7 protein-coding genes are annotated in these 6,314 nt (G+C 66.7%); 6 read left to right on the top strand and 1 reads right to left on the bottom strand.

Going from position 1 to position 6,314, the window contains the following annotated elements:
• Nucleotides 1-475, bottom strand: a 475-nt coding sequence (locus C5F48_RS21240; RefSeq protein WP_219907820.1) for a FadR/GntR family transcriptional regulator, incomplete at its 3' end; no start/stop codon positions are given.
• Between the two features lie 171 nt (nucleotides 476-646).
• Here C5F48_RS21240 and C5F48_RS21235 point away from each other — a divergent pair.
• The 6 genes from C5F48_RS21235 to C5F48_RS21210 all read left to right on the top strand — a co-directional run.
• Nucleotides 647-1,438 carry an ABC transporter substrate-binding protein gene (locus C5F48_RS21235; RefSeq protein WP_107665762.1) on the top strand — a complete coding sequence of 264 codons (792 nt, stop codon included), beginning with the start codon at nucleotides 647-649 and terminating at the stop codon, nucleotides 1,436-1,438.
• Nucleotides 1,439-1,512: 74 nt separating this feature from the next.
• Nucleotides 1,513-2,181 carry an amino acid ABC transporter permease gene (locus C5F48_RS21230; protein ID WP_107665761.1) on the top strand — a complete coding sequence of 223 codons (669 nt, stop codon included), beginning with the start codon at nucleotides 1,513-1,515 and terminating at the stop codon, nucleotides 2,179-2,181.
• On the top strand, nucleotides 2,182-2,919 hold the full coding sequence (locus C5F48_RS21225) for an amino acid ABC transporter ATP-binding protein (protein WP_107665760.1): 738 nt from the start codon (nucleotides 2,182-2,184) through the stop codon (nucleotides 2,917-2,919).
• A 22-nt stretch (nucleotides 2,920-2,941) separates the two neighbouring features.
• Nucleotides 2,942-4,168 (top strand): cysteine desulfurase-like protein, encoded by a 1,227-nt coding sequence (locus C5F48_RS21220; RefSeq protein ID WP_107665764.1) that lies wholly within the window; start codon nucleotides 2,942-2,944, stop codon nucleotides 4,166-4,168.
• A complete protein-coding gene (gene hydA / locus C5F48_RS21215; RefSeq protein ID WP_170139583.1) occupies nucleotides 4,168-5,589 on the top strand; it encodes a dihydropyrimidinase in 1,422 nt (473 codons plus the stop codon). The genes C5F48_RS21220 and hydA overlap by 1 nt, the downstream gene beginning before the upstream one ends.
• Before the next feature lie 354 nt (nucleotides 5,590-5,943).
• On the top strand, nucleotides 5,944-6,314 hold a 371-nt coding region (locus C5F48_RS21210), incomplete at its 3' end, for a heparan-alpha-glucosaminide N-acetyltransferase domain-containing protein (protein ID WP_146170691.1).

Raw genomic sequence — 6,314 nt, 5'->3', positions numbered from 1 at the left:
ATGGTCTGTGGAACAGCAGGTCCGCCTCGACATTGGCCAACAGATCACCCGCCTCCCAGCAGCGCTCCATCCGGTCGGTCGTGACGCGGAGCTGGTCCAGCGCCTCGCCCGAGATCGAGCCGCTGGCATGGGCCGCGATCTCGGATTCCAGCATCAGCCGGGTCTGGAACACGTCCTGCACCGCGTAGCTGTCGGCGTAGCGCCATTTCAGCCGTTCCGACCCCGAGGCCTTGCGCGCCGTGACGAAGGTGCCGCGGCCGGGTTCGGTCTTGATCAGCCCCAGCGTTTCGAGCGTCAGCAGGGCCTCGCGCAACGAGGCGCGGCTGACGCTGAACCGCTCCGACAGGACGCGCTGCGACGGGATCTGGTCGCCGGGCTGCAACTCGCCGTCGAGGATCATCGCCTGGATGCGTCGCGCCACCACCTGCGGCAGCGGGGTCCAGCCTGTCGCCGGGAAATCCATCTCCGAAGTCATCCGCCTGTCGGCTCCTGCCTGTTTTGGCGGCGTTACCCGGGACCGGGCGCCGCAGCCGTCTGTTTGATCCAGTTAACGTCTTGCGTTGCAAAACGCATCATGCTTGGCTGGCCTGACCGGTCAGACCAGTTGGACCGTAACAAGAGAACAACGACAGGGAAAGGACAAGAAATGTTCAGGAAGACATTGCTTCAGGCCGCGGCGGTCTCGCTCGCGCTCGGCGTCGCCGGCATGGCCTCGGCCCAGGGGCTGACGGTCGGTGCCAATGTGGGCAACGTGCCTTGGGAATTCCAGGACGAGTCTGGGGCCATCGTCGGCTTCGAGGTCGATCTGGCGACCGAGGTCGGCAAGCGGCTCGGGCGCGAGGTGACGATCGAGAACATCCCGTTCAACGGCCTGTTCTCGGCGGTGCAGTCCGGGCGGATCGACATGGCGATGTCGTCCATCACCATCACCGAGAAGCGTCTGGCCGAGGTGAGCTTTGCCCAGCCCTATTACGACAGCGACCAGTCGCTGACCGTGACGGCGGCGAGCGGGCTGAAGGGGCTGGCGGATCTGAAGGACAAGGTGATCGGCGTCGATACCGGCTCCACCGGCGACATGTGGGCGACCGAGCATCAGGCCGAATACGGTTTTGGCGAGATCCGCCGCTTCGAGGGGCTGGCCCCGGCGATGCTCGACCTCGGCAATGGCCGGATCGACGGCTACATCAGCGACATCCCGGCGCTGCAATACTACGCCAAGGACAAACCGCAGTTCGCCGTGGTCGAGCGTATCCCGACCGGCGAGCAGTATTCGATGATGTTCGCCAAGGACGCGGCTCTGGCCGGCGAAGTCAGCGAGGTGCTGAGCGCGCTGAAGACCGAGGGCTTCGTGCAGGCGACCCACGAGAAATGGTTCGGCGCGGCGCCCGAAGCCAGCACCTCCACCGCGACGGTCATGGAGATGCCCGCGCTGAAGTGACGACGCTCCGGCGGCGGCGCCCCCGCCGCCGGTTTCCCGACGTCTGGCCGAAGCGACGGCGATGAAAGCAGTCCATGGAAATCTTTGATACCTTCTTCAACCTGCCGGTGTTGATCCGCACCTTTCCGCTGCTCCTTTCCGGGCTGTGGATCACGCTGCAGATCGGCGTCGTCAGCATCCTTGCCGGGCTGGTGGCGGGGCTCGGGCTGGCGCTGGTCCGGCTCTATGCCGCGGGCTGGCTGCGGTTTCTCGCCCGGCTCTACATCGACGTGATGCGCTCCATCCCGCTTCTGGTGCTGCTGATCATCATCTATTACGCGCTGCCCTTCGTTGGCATCCGGCTCTCGCCCTTCCTGTCGGCGGTCGCGGCGCTGTCGCTGGTCTCCGCCGCCTACACCGCCGAGATCTTCCGCGCCGGGATCGAGGCGATCCCGCGCGGCCAGTTCGAGGCCTCCGAGGCGCTGGGGCTCGGGGTGCGGCACAAGATGGTCGACGTGATCCTGCCGCAGGCGATCCGCATCGTCATCCCGCCGCTGACCAACAACTGCATCAACGTGATGAAGGACACGGCGCTCGCCTCGGTCGTGGCCATGCCCGACCTGTTGAAGCAGGCAACGCAGGCGCAGGCGCTTTCGGCCAACCCGAGCCCGCTGATCGGCGCGGCACTCATCTATCTGGCCATCCTCTGGCCGCTGGTCGCCGCCGTCTCGCGGCTGGAACGCCGCTACGGGAAGGATCGCTAGATGCCGGGCTACATCCATATCCGCAATCTGAAGAAAAGCTTCGGCAGCTTCACCGCTCTGCACGGGATCGACCTCGACATCGCCGAGGGCGAGGTGGTCTGCGTTATCGGACCCTCCGGCTCGGGCAAGTCCACCCTGATCCGCTGCATCAACCTGCTGGAGGATTACGCCGCCGACAGCACGATCACCGTCGGCGGCACCCCGGTGCAGCGCGGTCGCGCGCTGGAGAAGGTGCGCGCCGATGTCGGCATGGTGTTCCAGTCCTTCAACCTGTTCCCGCACCTCACCGTGCTGCGCAACGTGATGCTGGCGCCGATGCGGGTCCGGCATCTGCCCGAGGCCGAGGCCGAGCAGCGGGCGCGCGAACTTTTGCGGCGCGTCGGCATCGGCGAGCAGGCCGACAAGTTTCCCGGCAAGCTGTCGGGCGGCCAGCAGCAGCGCGTCGCCATCGCCCGGGCGCTGGCGATGGAGCCGAAGGTGATGCTCTTCGACGAGCCGACCTCGGCGCTCGACCCCGAGATGGTGGGCGAGGTGCTGGACGTGATGAAATCCTTGGCCGGCACCGGCGTCACCATGTTGGTGGTGACGCATGAGATGGGCTTCGCCCGTCAGGTCGCCGACCGGGTGATCTTCATGGACGGCGGGCGGATCGTCGAATCCGGCACGCCCGCGCAGATCTTCGACACCCCGCAGGAAGAGCGGACCCGCAATTTCCTTGGCGCCGTGCTGAACCACTGAGCGCCCCCTTTCGGAGACGATGATGACCCTCGACCTCACCCATGTCCGTTCCCAGTTTCCCGGCCTGTCGCGCGGCTGGACCCTGTTCGACAACGCCGGCGGCTCGCAGATCCTGAAGGGCGCGGTCGAGCGGATGACCGAGTTCCTCTACCAGAAGAACGTGCAGATCGGCGGCAGCTACGAGGTGTCGCTGGCAGCGGCCGAGGCGCTACGTGAGGCGCGGGTGGCCGCAGCCACCATCATGAACGCCGCCCGGCCCGAGGAGATCGTCTTCGGCCCCTCGACGACCGTGCTGATCCAGAACCTCGCCCGCGCCATGCGCTCGCAGTTTTCAGAAGGAGACGAGGTCATCGTCACCGTGGCCGATCACGAATCGAACATCGGCCCGTGGATGAGCCTGCGAGAGTTCGGGGTGACGGTGAAGATCTGGCCGATCAACCGGGAGACGCTGATGCTGGATCTCGCGGATCTCGAGCCGCTGATGACCGACCGTACGCGGCTGGTGGCGGTGACGCATGTCTCCAACATCCTCGGTCAGGTGAACCCGGTGGCCGACATCGCCCGCTTCGTGCACGAGCGCGGCGCGCTGATCTGCGTCGATGCGGTGGCCTATGCGCCGCACCGGGCGATCGACGTGCAGGCCTGGGACGTGGATTACTACGTCTTCAGCCTCTACAAGACTTACGGCCCACATTACGCTGTGATGTATGGGAAATTCGAGAATCTGCTGGAGCTCGACACCCTCTATCACTACTTCTACGGCAAGGACAAAACCCCAGGCAAGCTGGAGCCCGGCAACCCCTCCTACGAATGCGCCTATTCGACGCTGGCGATCCGCGACTATCTCGCCGGGCTGGGCGGCGCCTCGGGCGAGGCGCGGGCGCGCCTGGAGACCGGCTTTGCCGCCATCACCGCGCAGGAGGATGCGCTGGTGGCGCGGTTGCTCTCCTACCTCACCTCGCGCAACGACTGCCGCGTGTTCGGGGCGACGCGCAACGAGGGTTCGCGGCGCATCCCGACCGTGGCCTTCCGCTTCGACGGGCACGACTCCGGCGCGCTGGCCAAGGCGATGGACGCCCACAAGATCGCAATCCGGCACGGCGATTTCCACTCCCGCCGTCTGGTGGAGGATCTGGGCGAGACCGGGGCCGGCGGCCTGCTCCGCGTCTCTATGGTGCATTACAACACGCTGGAGGAAGTCGACCGCCTGTGCGCCGCCTTCGACCAGATCCTGCGGAAAGCGGCCTGATGTTCGATATTGGCATAAGAAACGGCAGGATCGGCACCGCATCGGACGTCACCATGTGCGATATCGGCATAGCCGATGGCCGCATCGCCATGCTCGGCGAAGCCCTTCCGCCGGGACGGGAGGAGATCGATGCCACCGGGCTCTATGTCCTGCCGGGCGGGATCGACAGCCACGTGCACCTGTCGCAGCCCTCGGGCGACGGGATCGTGATGGCCGACGATTTCGAAAGCGGCACGCTCTCGGCGCTGCATGGCGGCAACACCACGATCCTGCCGTTCTGCCTGCAGCAGAAGGGCAGCACCCTGCGCGAGGCGCTCACCGGCTATCACGCGCTGGCCGAGGGCAACTGCTACACCGATGTCAGCTTCCACCTGATCGTCACCGACCCCACACCCTCGGTGCTGGGGCAGGAGATCCCGGCGCTGGTGGAGGATGGCTATACCTCGCTCAAGGTCTTCATGACCTACGAGGGCCTGCGGCTGCGGGATGACGAGATCCTGTCGACGCTCGATGCCGCCAAGACCTCCGGCGCGCTGGTCATGGTGCATTGCGAGAACGAGGATGCGATCCGCTTCCTGATCGGCAAGCACGAGGAGGCGGGCAGGGTGGCGCCGCCCGCCCATGCCACAACCCGCCCCATCGCGGCGGAGCGCGAGGCGACGCATCGGGCGCTGTCCCTGGCAGAGATCGTCGATGTGCCGATCGTCATCGTGCATGTCTCGAACCGCGAGGCAATGGAGGAGATCGCCCGCGCCAGACAGCGCGGCGCCAAGGTCGTGGGCGAGACCTGTCCGCAATACCTGATGCTGACCGCCGACGATCTGGACCGCGAGGGCTGGGAGGGCGCGAAATTCGTCTGCTCGCCGCCGCCGCGCGACAAGGCCAGCCAGATCGCCTGCTGGGAGGGGCTGGAGCAGGGCATCTTCGACCTCTACTCCTCCGACCACTGCCCCTTCCGCTTCGACGACCCCGAGGGCAAGCTGAACAGTCGCGGCAAGACCAGTTTCCGCTGGATCCCGAACGGCATCCCCGGGGTGGAGACGCGGCTGCCGATCCTGTTCTCGGAAGGGGTGATGAAGGGCCGGATCGACCTGCCGCGCTTCGCCGCGCTGACCGCGACCAATCACGCCAAGCTCTACGGCCTCTACCCGCAGAAGGGCGTCATCGCCGTCGGCTCCGATGCCGATCTGGTCCTGTGGGACCCGACCGAGACGCGCCGCCTGACCAATGAGTATCTGCACCACGGCGCGGATTACACGCCCTACGAGGGGCTGGAGGTGACGGGTTGGCCGGTCACGGTGATCCTGAACGGGGTCGTGGCGGTGGATCAGGGCGCGCTGAAGCTGAAACGCGGCGCGGGCCGCTACCTGCCGCGGCGGCGCAGCGCGCTGGTCGGGGCGCGGCCGGACGGCGGGCTCTGACGGGCTGCGGGGCCGGAAAGCGGGCGAAAGGCCCGCCGTGCTAAACCCCGGATTGCACCTTTCGGCGCTTCCGGAGCCCTGCGGCCCGGTTTTCGGCGGGACTTCGCCTATTTCCGGCCTCTCGCGGCAAGAGCGTTGAAGCTCAGGGCCATGGCCCCCACAGTCCGCCCGTAGCGTATTTGTCTCCAGCATTCCATCAGACCCATTGCCTCCGTGCCCGCTCGCGGCCACGGCCCCAACCGCGCAGCCTTTCACTCCGGCGCGATCATGATCGAGACGCGGCTGTCCCGGCCATCAGGGGCCCCCGCGCCCGATCGGCCCTGCGCGCGCGGGGCGTACCGAGGAACGACCTGCATGACCCCTCCCGCCGAACCCCGCCGCAGCCAGCGCATCGTCGGGATCGACGTTTGCCGCTCCATCGCGATCCTCTTGGCGATGCTGAGCCACACGCTGATCGAGTTCGGGGTCTTCCACTTCGTCGGCGACGCCGCGACCGTGCCGCGCTTCCTGATCCAGATGGCCCCCGTCACCTTCATCTGCCTGTTCGGCGCCATGCTGGAGATCGTCTACAAGCCGCGGGTCGAGGGGCCGCGCCGGGCCTCGGCGCTGCGTCAGCTCTATATCCGCGCAGTGCAATGCTACCTGCTCTACTGCCTGACCATCGTCGTCATGGTGCTGGTCGGCGACATCTCGGTCGGCTACGCGCTACGCTGCATCCTGATGCT

Origin of the sequence: Cereibacter changlensis JA139, from assembly GCF_003034985.1 — a bacterium.
Classification (GTDB): Bacteria; Pseudomonadota; Alphaproteobacteria; order Rhodobacterales; family Rhodobacteraceae; genus Cereibacter; species Cereibacter changlensis.
The sequence above is the reverse complement of the archived record's forward strand: the minus strand, read 5'-3'. Positions and strand labels throughout refer to the sequence as shown.